Origin of the sequence: Amycolatopsis sacchari (genome assembly GCF_900114035.1) — a bacterium.
GTDB lineage: Bacteria > Actinomycetota > Actinomycetes > Mycobacteriales > Pseudonocardiaceae > Amycolatopsis_E > Amycolatopsis_E sacchari.
The window spans coordinates 148,823-165,188 of the sequence record NZ_FORP01000007.1; the positions used below are offsets into that span (position 1 = coordinate 148,823).

17 protein-coding genes are annotated in these 16,366 nt (G+C 72.9%); 9 read left to right on the plus strand and 8 right to left on the minus strand.

What is annotated here, in order from left to right; genetic code table 11:
- Positions 1-45 precede the first annotated feature (45 nt).
- A complete protein-coding gene (locus BMZ92_RS14490; RefSeq protein WP_091507373.1) occupies positions 46-396 on the plus strand; it encodes a UBP-type zinc finger domain-containing protein in 351 nt (116 codons plus the stop codon).
- Between the two features lie 84 nt (positions 397-480).
- On the opposite strand, the gene BMZ92_RS14495 is transcribed toward BMZ92_RS14490, so the two are convergent.
- On the minus strand, positions 481-1,545 hold the full coding sequence (locus BMZ92_RS14495) for a phospholipase D-like domain-containing protein (RefSeq protein WP_245783057.1): 1,065 nt from the start codon (positions 1,543-1,545) through the stop codon (positions 481-483).
- A 399-nt stretch (positions 1,546-1,944) separates the two neighbouring features.
- Positions 1,945-2,853 (minus strand): MBL fold metallo-hydrolase, encoded by a 909-nt coding sequence (locus tag BMZ92_RS14500; RefSeq protein WP_091507375.1) that lies wholly within the window; start codon positions 2,851-2,853, stop codon positions 1,945-1,947.
- A 72-nt stretch (positions 2,854-2,925) separates the two neighbouring features.
- Here BMZ92_RS14500 and BMZ92_RS14505 point away from each other — a divergent pair, with 72 nt between their 5' ends.
- Complete coding sequence (locus tag BMZ92_RS14505; RefSeq protein WP_091507377.1) at positions 2,926-3,579, plus strand: TetR/AcrR family transcriptional regulator; 654 nt, start codon at positions 2,926-2,928, stop codon at positions 3,577-3,579.
- Here the strand turns inward: BMZ92_RS14505 and BMZ92_RS14510 are convergent.
- On the minus strand, positions 3,555-5,834 hold the full coding sequence (locus tag BMZ92_RS14510; protein WP_091507380.1) for a molybdopterin-dependent oxidoreductase: 2,280 nt from the start codon (positions 5,832-5,834) through the stop codon (positions 3,555-3,557). The genes BMZ92_RS14505 and BMZ92_RS14510 overlap by 25 nt on opposite strands.
- A gap of 120 nt (positions 5,835-5,954) precedes the next feature.
- Between BMZ92_RS14510 and BMZ92_RS14515 the strand changes: the two genes are divergently transcribed.
- Both BMZ92_RS14515 and BMZ92_RS14520 read left to right on the plus strand, forming a co-directional pair.
- Positions 5,955-7,496, plus strand: a complete 1,542-nt coding sequence (locus BMZ92_RS14515) for a serine/threonine-protein kinase (protein ID WP_091507381.1) — start codon at positions 5,955-5,957, stop codon at positions 7,494-7,496.
- 192 nt (positions 7,497-7,688) lie between these two features.
- Complete coding sequence (locus tag BMZ92_RS14520) at positions 7,689-9,536, plus strand: putative bifunctional diguanylate cyclase/phosphodiesterase (RefSeq protein WP_245783058.1); 1,848 nt, start codon at positions 7,689-7,691, stop codon at positions 9,534-9,536.
- Positions 9,537-9,555: 19 nt separating this feature from the next.
- On the opposite strand, the gene BMZ92_RS14525 is transcribed toward BMZ92_RS14520, so the two are convergent.
- Complete coding sequence (locus BMZ92_RS14525) at positions 9,556-9,999, minus strand: YdeI/OmpD-associated family protein (protein ID WP_091507386.1); 444 nt, start codon at positions 9,997-9,999, stop codon at positions 9,556-9,558.
- Entirely contained in the window at positions 9,996-10,658 is a 663-nt protein-coding gene (locus tag BMZ92_RS14530) for a DUF998 domain-containing protein (RefSeq protein WP_091507388.1), read from the minus strand. The genes BMZ92_RS14525 and BMZ92_RS14530 overlap by 4 nt, the downstream gene beginning before the upstream one ends.
- Positions 10,659-10,733: 75 nt before the next feature.
- Between BMZ92_RS14530 and BMZ92_RS14535 the strand changes: the two genes are divergently transcribed.
- On the plus strand, positions 10,734-11,363 hold the full coding sequence (locus BMZ92_RS14535) for a TetR/AcrR family transcriptional regulator (RefSeq protein ID WP_218153461.1): 630 nt from the start codon (positions 10,734-10,736) through the stop codon (positions 11,361-11,363).
- Here BMZ92_RS14535 and BMZ92_RS14540 read toward each other — a convergent pair.
- Positions 11,360-12,064, minus strand: a complete 705-nt coding sequence (locus BMZ92_RS14540; RefSeq protein ID WP_091507391.1) for a helix-turn-helix transcriptional regulator — start codon at positions 12,062-12,064, stop codon at positions 11,360-11,362. The genes BMZ92_RS14535 and BMZ92_RS14540 overlap by 4 nt on opposite strands.
- A 115-nt stretch (positions 12,065-12,179) precedes the next feature.
- Here BMZ92_RS14540 and BMZ92_RS14545 point away from each other — a divergent pair, with 115 nt between their 5' ends.
- Genes BMZ92_RS14545 through BMZ92_RS14555 form a run of 3 tightly spaced genes read left to right on the plus strand, consistent with a single transcriptional unit; the run spans position 12,180 to position 14,347 of the window.
- Positions 12,180-12,692 (plus strand): DUF2231 domain-containing protein, encoded by a 513-nt coding sequence (locus BMZ92_RS14545; protein WP_245783059.1) that lies wholly within the window; start codon positions 12,180-12,182, stop codon positions 12,690-12,692.
- A 32-nt stretch (positions 12,693-12,724) separates the two neighbouring features.
- Positions 12,725-13,144 (plus strand): hypothetical protein, encoded by a 420-nt coding sequence (locus BMZ92_RS14550; protein ID WP_091507393.1) that lies wholly within the window; start codon positions 12,725-12,727, stop codon positions 13,142-13,144.
- Between the two features lie 3 nt (positions 13,145-13,147).
- Positions 13,148-14,347 (plus strand): NAD(P)/FAD-dependent oxidoreductase, encoded by a 1,200-nt coding sequence (locus BMZ92_RS14555; RefSeq protein ID WP_425425808.1) that lies wholly within the window; start codon positions 13,148-13,150, stop codon positions 14,345-14,347.
- A 13-nt stretch (positions 14,348-14,360) separates the two neighbouring features.
- On the opposite strand, the gene BMZ92_RS14560 is transcribed toward BMZ92_RS14555, so the two are convergent.
- Positions 14,361-15,293: an AraC family transcriptional regulator gene (locus BMZ92_RS14560; protein WP_091507397.1), complete on the minus strand. Its 933-nt coding sequence runs from the start codon at positions 15,291-15,293 to the stop codon at positions 14,361-14,363.
- Between the two features lie 81 nt (positions 15,294-15,374).
- Between BMZ92_RS14560 and BMZ92_RS14565 the strand changes: the two genes are divergently transcribed.
- Positions 15,375-15,794 carry a pyridoxamine 5'-phosphate oxidase family protein gene (locus BMZ92_RS14565; RefSeq protein WP_177228696.1) on the plus strand — a complete coding sequence of 140 codons (420 nt, stop codon included), beginning with the start codon at positions 15,375-15,377 and terminating at the stop codon, positions 15,792-15,794.
- Here the strand turns inward: BMZ92_RS14565 and BMZ92_RS14570 are convergent.
- The gene (locus BMZ92_RS14570) at positions 15,775-16,338 is read right to left on the minus strand and encodes a GNAT family N-acetyltransferase (RefSeq protein ID WP_091507400.1); all 564 of its coding nucleotides are present in this window, start codon (positions 16,336-16,338) and stop codon (positions 15,775-15,777) included. The two genes, BMZ92_RS14565 and BMZ92_RS14570, sit on opposite strands and share 20 nt — an antisense overlap.
- Positions 16,339-16,366 lie beyond the last annotated feature (28 nt).

Genomic DNA, 16,366 nt, shown 5'->3' on the forward strand with positions numbered 1-16,366 from the left:
GCCAGACTGGACCCATCACCCCGGCCGCGACTGGAGGAACCGCTGATGGAGGGGATCGACCCGACGGTGCCGCCGAGCGGCACGGGTTGCGCCGAGTGCGACGCCGCGAGCCCCCAGGGCTGGTGGTTCCACCTGCGGCGCTGCGCGCAGTGCGGGCACATCGGCTGCTGCGACTCCTCCCCCGGGCAGCACGCGACGGCGCACGCCGAGGAGACCGGGCACCGGCTCGTGCGCAGCTTCGAACCCGGCGAGGAGTGGTTCTGGGACTACAGCGCCCAGGTCATGTACGAAAGCGGTCCCGCGCTCGCCGCCCCGGCCCACCACCCCCTGGACCAGACCGCGCCCGGCCCCGCGGAACGCGTCCCCGCCGACTGGACGCAACGCCTCCACCGCTGACCCGCTTTCCAGTCGAAACCGCCCCGGCGGCACCTCGGCGGTTCTTCCCGTCCAAAGTGGACGATCCTTGCGGCGCCCAACCCCTCAGCCGTCCACCAGCAGGCCTCGCAGCGGCCCCTGGAGGCGTTCCGCCCGGCGGGAAACGCCGGGCAGCAGCACGAGCCGGTGCGTGCGGCGCTCGCCCCGGCGTTCCCGTTCCGCCTGCTCCTGCGCGACCGGGCGCCACACGCGGTCGACCACGTCGGCGGGATCGCCGTCCAGCTCCGCCTCCGCGCGCCCCAGGTGCTCGGCCCACAGCCGGAGCCGCGTCGCCCTGATCAGGTCCCGGTCGTCGGTCGCCACGTTGACCTCGGTGTCGTTGAACAGCGAGTGCTCGTTGAGGTTCGCCGAACCCACGGTCAGCCACGCGTCGTCGACGATGCCGAGCTTGGCGTGCACGTACACCGGCGCCGACGTCCCGCCGTCGTGGGCGCTGATCGTGGCCGCGACCAGGCGCCGGTTGCCGTCGTCCGCATCGAGGAGCCTGCCCAGCTGGCCGCGGGTGGTGTCCGCGCCGTTGCTGGGTTTGCGGGGCAGCAGCAGGACGACGCGGAAGCGGTCGTCCGGGGGGTTGCGCAGCTTGCCGATCAGCACCTCGGCGATCTCCGGTGACCACAGGAACTGGTTCTCCAGGTACACCAGCCGCCGCGCCGACCGCAGCGCCCGCAGGTAGGCGTCGAGGACGGTGAACTCCCCCTTCGGGGCGAAGTCGTACGTCCCGTTCGGCACTGTGCGCAGCAACTGCACGTTCGTGCCCCCGGCAGGCTCCGGGACGCGCGCCGGGGGCAGGTCCTCCCCGGCGACCTCGGTCCAGCGCTGCCGGAAGTGCTCCGCGACGTCCGCCACGACCGGCCCTTCGAGCCTGCTCACCAGGTCGTGCCAGCCCATCGGCCGTGGCGGGTGCCCGGGGCTGTCGTGCCGGTCGCCCTGCAGCGCGGTGAAGTCCACGCCACCGACGAACGCGACCTCGTCGTCGACCACCACGACCTTCTCATGGTGGCAGTGCAGCGTGCGCTCACGCGAGTCCAGCACGCACCGCACGCCGGTGTCCTCGACGAGCTTCCGCCGCTCCTCCCGCGCCTGCCCGCGGGTCGGTTCGAACGCGGGCACCGGCGGGCCCGCCCACACGAGCACCCGTACGGCGACGCCTGCCCGGCCGTCTCGGCGAGCAGCGTGCGCAGCGTCGGCGCGCCCGGGTCCCGTGACAGCCGGAAGTCCGCGCTGGCGTGCCAGTTGGCGATGTGGACGTGCGAGCGCGCACCCCGGATCGCGGCTTCGATCGCGGGCAGCGCCTCCTCCCCGTCGACCAGGACGTCCATCCGGTTGCCCGCGCGGACCGGCGCGCGCCCGCCCAGCGGGTCCCCCGCCCCGCCTTCGAGCACCTCGCCCCAGCCGAGCCGGCGCAGGCGGCGCCCGTGGCGGGCGCACAACACCCGCTCCAGCCCGTCGCCGAGCTTTTCGTCCACCTTGTCCAGCAGTGTGCGAAATGTCTTCACGTCCTACATAGCACTACAGATCGCCCGGGTTCGCCGTGCGAAGCCCGTACCACGCGTGGACACCCGCGGTGATCCACTCCGGGCGTTCCCACGTGCTCCAGCGGGCACGGGCGGCCTCGCCGATCGTCGCCGCGGCGTCGTCGGCCGGCACTCCCGCGGCTTGCAGCCGGGCGGTTTCGTCACGGAGGTGGACGAGGTAGTCGTGCACGTCGCGGAGCAGCGTGCGGTCGCCGACCTCGCCGTGCCCCGGTACCACCACGTCGGGTCCGTCGGCGGCGAGTCGCGCGAGCAGGTCGATCCACCGGTCCGGGTCGACATCGGTGTCGTGCGGCGGGAAGTACGGCAGGATCGGGAAGATCCGGCTCTCGAACAGGTCTCCGCCGAACACCACGTGGTCGTCGACGAGGACGAGCTGGTCGCCCGCCGTGTGGGCCGGGCCCACCGCCCGCAGGACCACCTTCCGGCCGCCGAGGTCCAGTTCGGCCTCACCGTCGTAGACGAGATCGGGCTCGACCAGCTCGACGTCCGCCAGCGCGGCCGCGATCGCTTCACCGAACCCCGAGAACATCCCGAGGTAGGCCGCGCCCTTGCGGCGCAGCTCGTCCCGCTGCGCCCGGTTGCCGACGATCGCCGCGGCGCCCCGGAACGCCTGCGCGCCGAACGCGTGCTCGGGGTGGAAGTGCGTCGTCGTCAGGTACAGCGGCCGTGACCCGGCCAGCCGCCGCGCCTGGCCCAGCACGTACTCCCCGTTCGACGGGCCGAGCCCGGTGTCGACGACGAGCGCGGCCCGCTCCCCCACGACGAACCCGACGTTCGGCACCAGCTCCGCCCGCCGGTCCGGCAGCACGAAGACCCCTTCGGCCACCCGCACGGGCTCGCCGCCCACCGTCGGGACCGCCTCGCTCACGTCCGGTCTGCTCATGTCCCACTCCGATCTGATCGGTGTTCAGATCGCCTACCCTACCGGAGATCTGAGCACTGTTAAGATCGGTTCATGGCAAAGGCGCGGTACCACCACGGCGAGCTGCGCGGCGCCCTGCTGGACGCCGCCGAAGCGCTCGTCCGCGAGCGCGGGGTCGGCGGCTGGTCCCTGCGCGAGGTGTCCTCAGTGGTGGGTGTGAGCGCGAGCGCCGCCTACCACCACTTCGCCTCGCGCGAGGCGCTGGTGCGGGCGCTGGCGGCCCGCGTGCTCGCCCAGCTCGGCGAACGCATGGGGCAGGCAGCCGCCGCGGAGCCCGGGCGAGGCCTGGTCGCCGCGTGCCGTGCCTACGTCCGGTGGGCGCTGGAGGATCCCGCGGTCCGCCTGGCGCTGAACGCCGGAGGCGGCGGCACCCCGATCGCCCCGCACCCGCACGACGTGCTCGACGCGGAACTGGACCGGCTCGTCGCCGAGGGCGAACTGGGCGCCCCTTCCCGGCCCGGCGCGGAATTCGTGGTGTGGGCGGCCGTGCACGGCCTGACCACCCTGCTCGCCGACGGCCTGGTGACGCTCGACGAACCCGACGGCGTCGAGCGGGAGACCGAACGCGTCGTGCAGGCCGTGCTCACCGGTCTGGCACGGGAAACCCCGCCGCCGAAGCCCTGGCCGGCCCCGCACTCCGCGCACACGCGGCGCCGGTCCGCTCAGCCGGGGACCGGAGGTTCGTGAGCCCGCACCGGCGGCACCTCACCGCGGAACGCCACGACCTCGACCCGCGTGAGCTGGCCGGTGCACCCCTGCGCGAGCCGTGAAGAGCCAACGTCGCGGGTCAGCGCGTTCGGGTTGCCGTGCACGCACGTGGCCACTTCCGGCGCGGTGGGGTCGAACCACGCACCGGTGGACAGCTGGACGACACCCGGCCGCACCGCGTCGGACACCACGAGCCCGGCCAGCGCGCTGCCCCGCGGGCTCCTGACCAGCACCACGTCTCCCGTGGACAGCCCGCGAGCGGCCGCGTCGCCGGGGTGCATCCGCACAGGTTCGCGGCCCGCGACCTTGGCTCCCGCGCTTTCGGCACCGTGGTCGAGCTGGCTGTGCAACCGCGTCGCGGGGTTGTTGGCGACCAGCGTCAACGGGAAACCCGGCTCCTCCTCCGGTTCGAACCACGTGGGGTGGCCGGGGCAGTCGTCGTAGCCGAAGGACGCGATCCGCCGCGAGAACAGCTCGATCCGCCCGCTCGGCGTCGGCAGCCGGTGCCGGTGCGGATCGGCGCGGAAGTCCGCGTACAGCACGTGTTCCGGCCTCGCCTCACGCAGTTCGATGCGGCCCTTCCGCCAGAACTCCGCGAAGTCGAGCCCGGGATCGGCCTCCGGCGGCAACTTCGCGCGCCAGCTCTCGTACAGCCACTCCAGCCACTGCCGCTCGTCGCGTCCCTCGGTGAACTCGTGCTCGACGCCGAGCCGCTTCGCGAGCCCGCTCAGGATCTCGAAATCGGACTTCGCCTCGCCGAGCGGCGGGCTCACCCGTGCCATCGCCACCAGTGCGGCGTCCTGCCGCGCGGCGCCGAGGTCCTCACGTTCCAGCGTGGTCGTCACGGGGAGCACGAGATCGGCGTGCCGGGCCGTCGCCGTCCAGAACTGCTCGTGCACGAGCACGGTGTCCGGGCGCGTGAACGCCCTGCCGAGGCGGGCGAGGTCCTGGTGGTGGTGAAAGGGGTTTCCGCCGGCCCAGTGCACGAGCCGGATGTCCGGGTACCGCAGCCGCTGCCCGTTGTAGTCGTACTCCTCGCCGGGGTGCAGCAGCATGTCCGCGACGCGCGCGACCGGGATGAACTCGCGCACCGGGTTCAGGCCCCGCCTCAGCGTCGGCAGCGGGAACGGCAGCGAGCCCGCGCCGATCCCGGCCATCGACGCGTAACCGTGCCCGAAACCGCCGCCCGGCAAGCCGATCTGCCCCAGCACGCAGGCCAGCGCGACCCCGGCCCACAGCGGCTGCTCGCCGTGCCGTGACCGCTGGAGCGACCAGCTCACCGTGATCATCGTGCGGTGCGCGGCCATCGACTCCGCGAGTTCGACGATCTTCCCCGCCGGGATCCCGCAGCGCGCCTCTGCCCATTGTGGACTCTTCGGCACGCCGTCCACGCTGCCCGACAGGTAGCGCCACAGCTCCGGGAAACCCTCGCAGTGCGTGTGCAGGAACTCCTCGTCGTGCAGGCCGCGCTCGACGAGGGTGAAGCACAACGCGAGCATCAGCGCGGTGTCGGTGCCCGGGGCGAGCGGGAGCCAGTCGGCGCCCAGGTCGTCGGCGAGGTCGTCGCGCAGCGGGCTGACGAGCGTGAACCGGGCACCCCGCCGCTTCGCCCGGCGCAGCTCTTCCGCCATCCCGTGCCGGGTCACGCCCCCGGCGTTGACCTGCGCGTTCTTGTCCGGCAGGCCACCGAAGCACACGAAGTGCCCGGTGTGCTCGGCCAGCACCGCCCACGTGGTCGGGCGCTCGATGGGCGCGTGGTCGCCGACCACGTGCGGCAGCAGCACCTCCGCGGCGCCCGAGCTGTAGGTGTTGACCGACCGGACGTAGCCGCCGGCCACGGCGAGGAACCGGTGGAGCTGGCTCTGCGCGTGGTGGAACCGGCCCGCGCTGCCCCACCCGTACGAGCCGCCGAAGATCGCGGTGTTGCCGTACCGGGTGCGGACGCGGTCCAGCTCGGCGGCGGCGCGGTCGAGCGCTTCGGCCCAGCTGATCCGCACGTACTCGTCCCGCCCGCGGGCGGGATCCGGACCGGGACCGCGCTCCAGCCAGCCCCGGCGGGCGTACGGCGCGAGCACGCGCAGCCGTTCGTCCAGCGCCGCGGGCACGTTGCGCAGCAACGCGGCGGGCGCCGGGTCACCGGCGTCCGGACGGACGGCGAGCCCGGCGGGGGTGAGCGCGGCGTCGAAGGCGCCCCAGTGGGAGCTGTGCGAACGGAAGGCGGCCGGCTCGGGCATGTCCCCGAAACTGCCTGCGGCAACGGGAAGGTGTCAAGCCGGTTTCGGCACCATGGCACGGGAACCGGCTGGCTACGATCATCGTCGATCCCGCGTCAGCGTCCCCGCCCCAGGAGAACCATGCCAGCCGAGACCTTCGGTCCCTACCGCATCGGAGCGCTGCTCGGCCGGGGCGGGATGGGTGAGGTGCACCGGGCCTTCGACACGGCGCACGACCGCGTGGTGGCGCTGAAACGGCTCACCGAGCCGTACGTGACCGATGCCGCGTTCCGGGCGCGTTTCCGCCGGGAATGCCAGATCGCGGCGCGGCTGCGCGAACCGCACGTCATCCCCATCCACGCGTTCGGCGAGATCGACGGCCGCCTCTACCTCGACATGCGCCTGGTGGAGGGCACGGACCTCAAGGAGCTGATGGCCGCGGGCCCGCTGCCGCCGCGCCGCGCGGTCGCGCTGCTGGCGCAGGTCGCGAGCGCGCTCGACGCCGCGCACGCCGAACAGCTCGTGCACCGGGACGTCAAGCCGTCGAACATCCTCGTCACCCCGGGCGACTTCGTGTACCTCGTGGACTTCGGGATCGCGCGGGCGACCGGCGCGGAAGCCACGTCGCTCACGCTGTCCGGCGACGTGATCGGCACCCTCGACTACATGGCGCCCGAGCGCTTCGGCGAGGGCCCGGTGGACGGGCGCGTCGACGTCTACGCGCTGGCCTGCGTGCTGTTCGCGTGCCTCACCGGCCGCCGCCCGTTCGCGCAGACCGAGCCCGCCGCGCAGGTCCTCGCGCACCTGCGGGACCAGCCGCCCGCCGTGTCCGCGCTGAACAGGGCGCTCCCCCGCGCGCTGGACGACGTCGTGTGGCGTGGCATGGCGAAGGACCCCGGACAGCGCTTCCCCACCGCCGGTGCGCTCGTCGCGGCGGCATCGGCCGCGCTCGACGCGCCACCGCCGCCCGCCTGGGTGCCGCCACCGCCGCCGCCTCGTCCCAGCAAGGCGCCGTGGCTCGTCGCGCTCGCGGCCGTGCTGGTGATCGCCGCCGCGGTGGTCACGACGGTGCTGGTGTCCCGCTCCACCGGGGCGAGCGGCACCACCCCGACCCCCACCCCGCCACCGAGCACCAGCGCGACCACGACCACCACCACCACCAGCAGCAGCACGCCGACGCCCGTACCGGACACCGGCGCCGGGGACCGCCTGCTCGCCGCGCTGCCGCCGGTCTACCACGGGAACGCGAGCTGCCGCGCCGACGACGGTTACCGCCAGCCGGGAAGCCAGGCGGCGGTGCTGTGCACCGCGCCCAACCACCAGAACCCGGACTTCGCCGCCCCCACGGAGGCGTACTTCTACTCCTTCGCCGACCGCGCCGCGCAGGACGCGTTCTTCCAGCAGCTCGTCACCGCCCGTGGCCTCAAGCGCGACGACACCTACGGCGGCTGCAGCCCGCTCAAGCGCACCGGCGTGTACGGGCTGTACTACCGCGGCACGTCCGGCCCGCTCCCCGGCGACTACCTCACGTGCTTCGTGCTCGCGGGGGCCGGGCAGCTGTGGTGGGTGGACACGCGCGGGCTCACCGTCGGTGAGCTGTCCTCGCCCGAGGCGGACACCAACGACGGGCTCGACCGGCTCTACTACTGGTGGAACGAGGAGATCGTGCAAACCCTCGGCTGAGGTCGCGCACCGGGGCGGATCATCACTTCCCGTGACGGTCACTACACTGATCATCACTCGTTCAGCCGGTAGACAGTGCCGGGCCGAAATGATGGCGTGACATCACTCGGGGCCGGTACCGGTCCAGCGCGGGCGTCACGGCGTCCGAACTGCGGCTGGCCTGGCCTTTGTCCGTTCAACAAGAGGTGAAGCGTGCCGGAACCTGGTGGGGCGCCAGGCTTGGTCGACGTCGTCCGCCGCTGGACGGCCCAACTCGCTGACACGGATGGGGTAGGTCTTTCCGCCGACAGGCTGGAGGAGCTGCTGCACCAGGTGGTCCGCGACGCGGTGGCGACCGCGGAGTCCGCCAGGGAGGCGGCCATCCGCCGCTTCAGCGCGCTCTTTTCGACCTCGCCGATGGGCATCGCGCTCGCCGGTCCCGACGGCGCGATCGTCGAGGCGAACGCGGCGCTCGCCATGTTCCTCGGCGGCAAACCGGAGGAGCTGCGCGGCCGGCACGTCGCCGACCTCGGCTTCACCCGCCGCGACGCCGAACGGCTGCGCACCGGTCTCGAAGAGATCGCCGTGACCGACGTCGAGCAGTACAGCGAACGCCTGCAGCTCACCCACGCCGACGACGCGGGGGTCTGGGCCGAGGTCACGCTGACGACGCTGCCCGCCGACCGGCCCGGCGTCAGCTACCCGGTGCTGATGGTGCAGGACGCCAACGAGGTGCACTCCCTGCAGGAGACGCTGCGCCACCAGAGCGTGCACGACGCGCTGACCGGCCTGTCCAACGGCTCCCGCTTCAACACGCTGCTCGAAACGGCGCTGAGCCCGGCCGCCCGCGACCAGATCGCGCTGGTCTACCTCGACATCGACGGGTTCAAGGTCATCAACGACGGCCTCGGCGCCGGGGTCGGCGACCAGGTGCTGCGCGGCATCGCCCGCAAGCTCAAGGACGTGTTCGCCGCGCCGGACACCGTCGTCGCGCGGCTCTCCGGCGACGGGTTCGGCATCCTGCTGCGCGGCAAGCTCCAGGCCAGCGAGGTCATCGGGCTGGTCGAGCGGGCGCTGGAGGAGCTGGGCGAGCCGATCTACCTCGGCGACCACGGCATCGGCGTGAGCGCGAGCGCGGGCATCGTCGTGCGGGACGTCGCCGAAGGCGGGCCCGAGGACCTGCAGCGGGCCGCCGAGATCGCCCTGCACCGCGCCAAGGAGGCCGGCAAGGCGCAGTGGATGTTGTTCGACCCGGAGCTGGACGCGCGCGACCGCGCCCGCTACCGGCTCGGCGCCGAGATCGCCGGTGCCCTGGAGAACGGCGAGTTCACGCTGATCTACCAGCCGACGGTGAAGCTGGACAACCACGAGGAGCTGGCCGCCGTCAACGCGGGGCTGCGCTGGCACCACCGCGAGCTCGGGCAGCTGGACTCGGCCGAGTTCTACCCGCTCGCCGACACCACGGGCATGACCATCCCGCTCGGCAAGTGGCTGCTCACCCGGTCGCTGGCGGCCGCGGCGCGCTGGCGGGACCGCTACGGCGACGCGGCTCCTGACGTGTGTATCCGACTACCGCGGCGGCTCGCGATCGACCCCGACCTGGTGCGGCTGGTGAAGGACCAGCTCGACGAGCACCACCTGCCCGCGAGGACCTTGCGGCTGTGCACGGACAGCGCGTCGCTGCTCGACCCGCGCGGCGAGGTGCTGGAGTCGCTGTCCGTGCTGTCCGACCTCGGCGCGAAACTGGTGCTGACGGTCAGCGGTACGGCGGATCTGGAGCTGATCCCGCGGCACGAGCTGAAGGTGCAGCACGCCGTGCTCAGCGGCGGGGTGGTGGAGGCGCTCGCCGACAGCCCGGACGAAGCCGCGCTGCGCCACCTCGACCAGCTGATCACCCGGGCCCGCGAGCTGAAGCTCCGCATCGGCGCCGAGGGGGTCGTGACTGCCGAGCAGGCCGGGCTCCTGCGGGCACACGGCGTCCTCGCCGCCCGCGGCCCCTTCGTGGCGACCTCCGCGACCGACGACGAGGTCGACGACATGATCGAGAGGCACTCCGGCTGACCGGGAACCGCACCGGACGTCACGACGGGCCGGAAAGGTCCGCCACCGTCTTCGCGATGCGACGCTGCCGGGTCGGTGCCGTCTTCGCTTCGCCTATCCACAGGACGTAGCGCCGCTGGTGGCTGTAGGACAGCTTGTCGAACGCCTGTCGTGAGACGGGCACAGCGTCGAGCGCCCGGGCCAGGTCAGGCGGCAGGTCCACCGTGCGGGGCTCGGTGTCGAGCACGAGCTCGACATCGACCTCGTCTCCGGCCGCGACGCCTGCCCCCGCCCGGATTTCGGCGCTCACCGGCAGCAGCGACCGGCCGCCCATGCTGCCCACGCTGCTGCGGTACTCGTACCCGTTGAGCCGCACCCGCACCTTCGGCCGTTTGCCGCCGCCGAGTTCCGCCAGCACGTCCGGCGGCACCTCGATGCCCGTGGCGGATTTCCCGTTCAGCTCGACCTTCGCCCGGAATCTCACTGGTCCACCTCCGTTCCGTACAGGTGCGCCGAGACGACCGCGAGCCACGCCCAGCCCACGACCACCGCGACGGTGAACGCCACCGTCGCCGCTACCTGCCCGGGTCCCGCCGCGATCCCGGCGAACCCGGCCAGGAACACCACGCCGGAGCCTGCGGAATACCACGCCCGCCCCCGCTGTCCCCGTCTGGCGAACCGTCCCGCGAACACCAGGCACGCCGCGACGAGCGCGAGGAAACCGAGGCCGCCCGCGACGAGGTGGGCCAGCCCGTGCCAGCTGACCTCCGCCGGCCCGGCCGGGGTGCCGGGCGGGAAGCCGTACGCCGGATCCGCGGGGAAGACGCCCGCGAGGGCCAGACCCGCGCCGTATCCGCCGACCAGGACCGGTCCCGTCAGCCCGTGGCGCGTGCGCGCCATGCCCACCGCGGCCGCGATCACCATCAGCCCGGTGACCACGAAGTTGGCGGTCTGGATCCACCCGGCACCGCCGTTGGCCAGCAGGCTCACATCGTGGCGAAGCGGGTCGTAGCCGGTCTTGACCCCGGCCTGCACGGCCGCGGTCACGACGTAGAGCGGTCCGGCGAGGACTCCGTAACCGAGCAGGCTCCGGGTCACGCGGACCCGGAGCGGTGGACAGACCGCCGCGGTACTGGAATGCATCAGAACCTCCTCGACCGAGAACTAGACGGTACAGTACTCGGCTCAGTACTGAGCCGTCTAGTACCATGACTACCCGTGGACGAGACCGAGGGCCGCAGCGCCCGCAAGCGCAACGCGATCATGGCCGCGGCGACGGAGCTGTTCCTGCAGAACGGCTACCAGGGCACGAGCATGGACCAGGTCGCCGCACGCGCCGCCGTTTCCAAGCAGACGGTGTACAAGAACTTCGCCGACAAGGAGCGCTTGTTCAGCGAGATAGTGCGCGGGGTGGCGGACAACTCGGACCGCATCGTCGAGCTGCTGGGCGAACCGCTCCGTGCCGGCATCACGAGCCGGGCGGACCTGGAGGCCGCGCTCACCGAGGTGGCCCGGCGTTACCTCGACGCGGTACTGCGGCCGAACGTGCTCCAGCTGCGCCGCCTGGTGATCGCCGAGGCGGACCGCTTCCCCGGCCTCGCCCGCGACTACTACGAACGCGGCCCGGAACGCGGGATCACGGTGCTCGCCTCGGCACTGGAGCACTACGCGACCCGCGGCCTGCTCCGCTTCGACGACGCCCGGCTCGCCGCCGCCCATCTCGCGTACCTGGCCCTGGCCATCCCGCAGGACAAAGCCCTGTTCTGCCCGGGGGAGAACCCCGGCGCGGCGGCCCGCGAGCACATCGCCCGCTCGGCGGTGCGGGTCTTCCTGGCCGCGTACGGCTAGCCGCGCCGCTCCCCGGCGGCGGAGCGCAGCTCCACGCAGCACTCGCCGGCGCGGGGGTCCAGGACGGCTTCGACCGTGGTGGCCTGGAGACCGTCGAGCAGCCCGCTGAGGAACGCCTGGTTGATCCCGCACACGAGCTCGGGCGCCTTGGCGGCCAGCGGGTGGAACGGGCAGTTGCGCAGCCGCAGGCAGGCCGGGGTCTCCCGGTCCGGCTCGAAGCCGTGGCGCTCGACGACGGCCGACGCGAGCGTCAGCGCCCGTTCCACACCGAGGCGCCCTGGCCGGACCTGGTCGCGTTCCGCCGCGCCCAGCGCCTCGCCGTGCCGGTGTGCCGTGCGCAACGCGGCGTCCCGCGCGGTCTCCCCGCCACCTTCGTCGAGGACGGCGTCCAGCAGGATCTCAGCCAGGACGTCGTGCTGGCGCGGCGGGATGCTGACCCGCACCTCCAGGTCGGAGGGCTCGTACACCTTCGGCGCGCGGCCGACCTTGCGGACCCCGCCCGCGAACTCGTAGCGCGTCCGCAGCAGCCCGGCCGCCACCAGCTTGTCCAGGTGGAACGCCGCCAGCTTGCGGGAGATCCCGACCGCCTCGGCCGCCTCGTCCCGCGTCACCGGGTGCCGGGCCTGCCGGATGTGGGTGTACATACCGCGCCGCAACGGCTCCTCCAGCGCGGCGAGCGCACTGATCGGCTCCGCCTCCATGCCCGCAGGCTACACCGAACTTTCTCGTCGCAGCTCCGATCGGGTGTCGCTCACCAGGTGCACTTGACCGGCACCCGACAATAAGTCCAAACTTCGTTGGCGAAAAGGAGGCGACGTGGCCCACGACATGGAGCAGGCGAAGCAGCCGGTGAGCGCGACGCTGGCCGGTCCGTACGGGCACCCCCTCCACCCGGCACTGGTGACCGTCCCGATCGGCGCCTGGGTGTCGAGCCTGGTCTTCGACATCGGTTCGCGGATCGTGGCCGACCCGGGCTTCCTGAACCGGGGATCGCTCTGGCTCATCGCGATCGGGGTCGTCGGTGCGCTCGCCGCGGCGCTGGTCGGCGCGCTGGACCTGCTGGCGATCCCGGCGGGCACCCCGGCGTTCCGCACCGGGCTGACGCACATGAGCCTCAACCTCGCGGTCACCGCCGCCTACGTCGGCGGGTTCTTCTGGCGCCGTCCGGCCACCGCGGGCCCGGTCGCGATCGGCCCGCTCGTGCTGTCCGCGGCCGCCCTGGTCGTGCTCGCCGTCTCCGGCTACCTCGGCGGGAAGCTGGCCTACCGCTACGGCGTCCGCGTGGCCGCCGAGTCCACCCAGGCCGAGGGCTACCGGTCCGCCCCCTGACTCGTCCCACCACCACATCGAGGAGAACGACCATGGACATCGCCGCGCTGATCGCCTGGCTGGTCACCGCCGGGGGCGGTTTCGTCATGCTGGGCACCTGGATCGCCAAGGGCGGCACCCGCGAACCGGGGAGCAGCCGGTTCTCCCCCGGGCTGGTCTTCGGGCACTTCGCGCTCGCCGCGGTGGGGCTGGTCCTCTGGATCGTCTACCTGGTGGCGGGCGGCGCGGTGCTGGCGTGGATCGCGTTCGCCCTGCTCGTGCCCGTGGCGTTGCTGGGCTTCACGATGCTGGCCCGCTGGATCCCCGGCCGCCGCGCCCGCACGGCGTCCGCGCCGGACGGGAAAACGGCGCCGGAGCAGCACTTCCCGGTCGTGGTGGTCGGCGCGCACGGGCTGGTCGCCGTCGCGACCGTGGTCCTCGTCCTGCTCGCGGCGCTGGGTCTGGGGAGCTGATCGGTGATGTCGTCGACGTATGTGATCATCGGCGCCGGACTGGCCGGCGCGAAGGCCGCCGAAGCGTTGCGGGACAAGGGTTTCGACGGGCGGGTGGTGCTGCTCGGCGACGAGCACCACCGCCCGTACGAGCGGCCCCCGTTGTCCAAGGGCATCCTCACCGGGAAGGCCGAGCGCGAGAGCGCGTTCGTGCACCCGGAAAGCTGGTACTCCGACCACGACGTGGACCTGCGGCTCGGCACGCGGGTCACGGCGGTGGACCGTACCGCCCGTGAAGTCGTGCTCGCCGACGGCAGCCGCGTCGGCTACGCCAAGCTCCTGCTGGCCACCGGCGCCGAACCCCGTGTCCTGCCGGGTGCGGAGAACACGGTGCGGCTGCGGCGTTTCGGAGACACCGAGCGGCTGCGGCAGGTGCTGGAAACCGGTTCGAAGCTCGCCGTGGTGGGCGCCGGGTGGATCGGTCTCGAAGTCGCGTCGGCGGCCCGGCAGGCCGGCCTCGACGTCGTCGTGCTGGAGGCACTGGAGCTGCCGCTGCTGCCCGCGCTCGGCCGGGAAGCGGCGCGGGTGTTCGCGGACCTGCACCGCGAACACGGCGTCGACCTCCGGCTCGGGGTGCGGGTCGCCGAAGCCGGCCCTGACCACGTCCGGCTGGGCGACGGCGAGCGGATCGATGCCGACGCGGTCCTCGTCGGCATCGGCGCGGTCCCGAACACCGCGCTGGCCGAAGGCGCCGGGCTGACCGTGGAGAACGGGATCCAGGTCGACGCCCACCTGCACACCAGCGATCCCGACATCTTCGCCGCGGGCGACGTCGCGAACGCCTACCACCCGTCGCTGGGCCGCCACCTGCGCGTCGAGCACTGGGCCAGCGCACTGAAACAACCCGCCGTCGCCGCCGCGGGAATGCTCGGCCTGGAAGCGGTCTACGACGAACTGCCGTACTTCTACACCGACCAGTACGACCTCGGGATGGAGTACACGGGTCTCAGCGACGGCTACGACCGCGTCGTCTTCCGCGGTGACGTCGAAGCCCGCGAATTCATCGCCTTCTGGCTCAAGGACGGCAAAGTCGTCGCGGGGATGAACGTGAACGTCTGGGACGTCACCGACCCGATCAAGGATCTCATCCGCTCAGCGTCCACAGTGGACAGCGCGCGGCTCGCCGACCCGTCCGTGCCGCTCACGGAGGTCGGCGCAGGCTGACCAGGAAATCCCGTCATCCCACGGCGGAACGCCGGAACGCGCTCGGGGTGACGCCGCGGACGCGCTTGAACGCGGCGCTGAAGCCGAACGCGTCGGAGTAGCCGACGGTGCGGGCGACCTCCGCGAGCGTCGCCGTATGCCGGCCGGCCAGCAGGTCCGCCGCGAGCGTCATGCGCCAGCGGGTGAGGTAGGTCAGCGGCGGTTCGCCGACCAGGTCGGTGAACCGCTTGGCGAGCGTGGCCCGCGAAACCCCGCACCGCGCGGCCAGTGCCGCGACCGTCCACGGCGCGGCGGGTTCGGTGTGCAGCAGGCGCAGCGCCTCCCCGACGACCGGGTCCCGCTGGGCCGCCCACCACGCCGGGGCCTCGCCGCCGGGCCGGTCGAACCACTCGCGCAGCGTGCAGACCAGCATCCAGTCCAGCAGCCGGTCGAGCACCACCTGCTGCCCCGGGGTGTCGAGGGCGACCTCGGCGGCGAGGTGGTCCAGCACCGCGTCGCCCGTGCCGCCGCCCGGGACGCGCAGCACGGCGGGCAGCGCGTCCAGCAGCAGGCGGCTCACCTCCCCGCGGACCGGATAGGCACCGACGATCAAGGTCGTCGCGCCGGGGCCGTCCCCCGCGGTGTCGTGCCAGCCGAGCCGGTGCCGGGTGCCGCCCTGCTCCGGTGTCGCGCAGAATTCACCGCACGCGACCGGTTCTGCGCGGGTGCCGACCTCGTCGACGAAGGTGAACGTCTCCGGCCCGCGCACGACGACCGTGTCCCCGGCGCGCAGCGGCTCGGGCGGGTGGTTCTCCCGCACGATCCACCCCCCGCCGCCGAGCACCGTGCACAGCGTCAGCGGCGCGCCGTCCACGAAGTGCAGTGCCCAGGGCGGGGTGAGCACCGAGCTGCCGAACAGCGACCCGTGCGCCCGGACGCCGCGGATCAGGTCGTCGAACACGTCCACCTCGTCAGGTTAGACGAATGGACAGGCAATCCAGCCTTTTACCCATGGGCTCGTCCAGCAGGGCGGTGTTCAATCAAGATCATGAGCACCGACCTGACGCCCGATGACCTCGAGTTCCTGCGCCGCCCGCTGCACGGGTTCCTGTCCGTGGCCGCCGGACCGGTTCCCCCGCAACCACGCCCGGTGTGGTTCGAGGCGCCCGAAGACGGCACGATCCAGCTGTTCAGCGAGGCCGACGCGCTCAAGGTGCGGCGCCTGCGCCGCGATCCCCGCGCGTCGCTCGTCGTCGCCGCGCCGGTCGGCGAACGCGAGCGCTGGGTCGCGGTCACCGGCCGCGTCACGGTGGAACCCGACGGCGCACACGAACTCGCCGCCCGCCTCGCCGCGCGTTACTGGGACCTCGAAGACCCCCGCCGCGCCGAGGACCTCGCCGGAATCCTGGCCACTGCCCAGGTCCGGCTCGTCATCCACCCCGAGACCGTCAGCCGCTACGCGTACTGAGCCACTCCTCGGCGGTGATCCGCCAGTACACGTGCACCCCGGTGCTGGCCACGCCGCCCGGCAGGTCCGCGGGGCCACTGCCGACGCGCGTGAACCCCAGGCGCTCCGGCACGAGGCCACTGCGCTCGTTCGCCGCGTCGTGGCGGATCTCCACCCGGTTCGCCCCGACGCGGAACGCCTCGGCCGTCAGCAACGCCGCAGCGCGCGTGACGAGGCCGCAGCCGGTGTGCTGCTTGCCCAGCCAGTACCCGATTTCGAGGCCGCCGTCGCCGATGCGCGTCATCAGCGAGGCCGCACCGAGGATCTCGCCCTCGGCGCTGACGTTCGCGTAGCCGTAGGCCTCGCCGTCGCGCCACTCACGCACGGTCGTGCGCAGGAACTCGGCGGCGTCGGCCTCGGTGTACCCGCCCACCGCCCACGGCATGAACGGCTCCAGGTGGTCCAGCGAATCGTGCACGACGTGGTGCAACGGGATCAGGTCGTCCTCCCGCCAGCGGCGCAGCAGGACCTCGCCGTCGGACAGCTCGGGTGCGGGTTCCTCCATGCCCCGAATGCTGCCCGACGGCGCCCGG